Source organism: Streptococcus sp. 22.1, from assembly GCF_016648645.1.
GTDB lineage: Bacteria > Bacillota > Bacilli > Lactobacillales > Streptococcaceae > Streptococcus.
Genome location: NZ_JACLQK010000052.1, coordinates 1 through 1,371, shown reverse-complemented (window position 1 = coordinate 1,371; position 1,371 = coordinate 1). Strand labels below are relative to the sequence as shown.

Below are 1,371 nucleotides of genomic sequence, written 5' to 3'. Positions count from 1 at the left end.
GATTAACATTAACTCATTTTCTGTATAAGTTAACTTTCTTACTTCAAATTCCTTATTTTCAATTAATTGCTGTAATGACTTGTAATTAACTTTACCACTTACTGTTATTGGTATTTTTTCGATATAAAAATAATTTTGGGGAATCATATACATCGGAAGCACAAGACTTAATGAATTTGAGATTTCCTCAAAATTCACCAATTCATCTGATACAATAAAGCTACATAATTCATTTTTGTGAATAATTGTGGCTGCATTCATGATATTATGACACTTCTCAAGTTCATAATCTATTTCTTTTAAAGAGATTCTATTACCATTTATTTTTGTTAAACTACCACTTCTCTCGATGAATGTGTAAGACAAATCTTCCTCAAGTTTAACAATATCACCTGTATTAAATGCTAAAATCATCTCTTCATTAAATCGTAGATGAGTTAAACCTGAAGCAATTCCTCTGTATCCCCTCATCAATTGCGGTCCAGTTATAAATAGATATCCAGGTATTCCACTTGGTAAAATGCGTCCATTTTTATCACAAACATAGTACTTGTTATATCCAATTGGGTACCCTATAGTTGAATGATGGGTATTTTCATTAACTGAAACTGCACTTGTGCAAATTGTACATTCAGAAGGACCATAAGATATGAATAATTGAACCTTATCCCTCCATTCTTCAATTAGTGATTTAGAAGCAACCTCTCCTCCTAAATTAATAATCTTTAAATTAGATAAATCATCTTTATTCAAAGATTTTAAAAATGTGTGTGTACAATTAATATGAGTAATCTCATTTTTAGAAATTATCTCAGAAATTTTTCTGGGATTATAGTGCATTGATTCTTCAATAAGTACTAAACTTCCTCCTGATACAATAGAACACAAAATATCGCTCATTGCAACATCAAATGTTATTGAAGAAATTTGTAAAATTTTACTAGAATAATCTATATCATAAGTTTGAATAGCTGATAGAATATGATAAGAAAGAGATACCTGAGAAATATCAATTGCTTTAGGTTCACCGGTTGAACCTGAAGTAAAAATTGTATATGCTAAATCATCCTCCCGAACACTATGTGAATCAAAACTAGAGCTAGCTAATTTATAATCAAAATCAATATTGCTAGGATTTATTACTTCTAAGTTAAAATCACTATAAAATTCACTAACTTCATCTTTCATAGTTATGCAATATTGACTTTGACAAATTTCAACTATTTTCTTAATTCTTTCTTTTGGAGTTTCTTTAGTTATACAACAAAAATTTATTCCTAACCTTAAAAGTGAAATAATAACAATTATTGATTCAAAATCACTGCAACAATATACTAAAACTGTTTGCTTAAAATCCATCTTATTAAGAAA

General features: G+C 28.1%; 1 protein-coding gene. It reads right to left on the bottom strand.

From position 1 onward, the window contains the following. Positions 1 to 1,359, bottom strand: a 1,359-nt coding sequence (locus H7U04_RS11310; protein ID WP_201059858.1) for an AMP-binding protein, incomplete at its 3' end; no start/stop codon positions are given. Positions 1,360 to 1,371 lie beyond the last annotated feature (12 nt).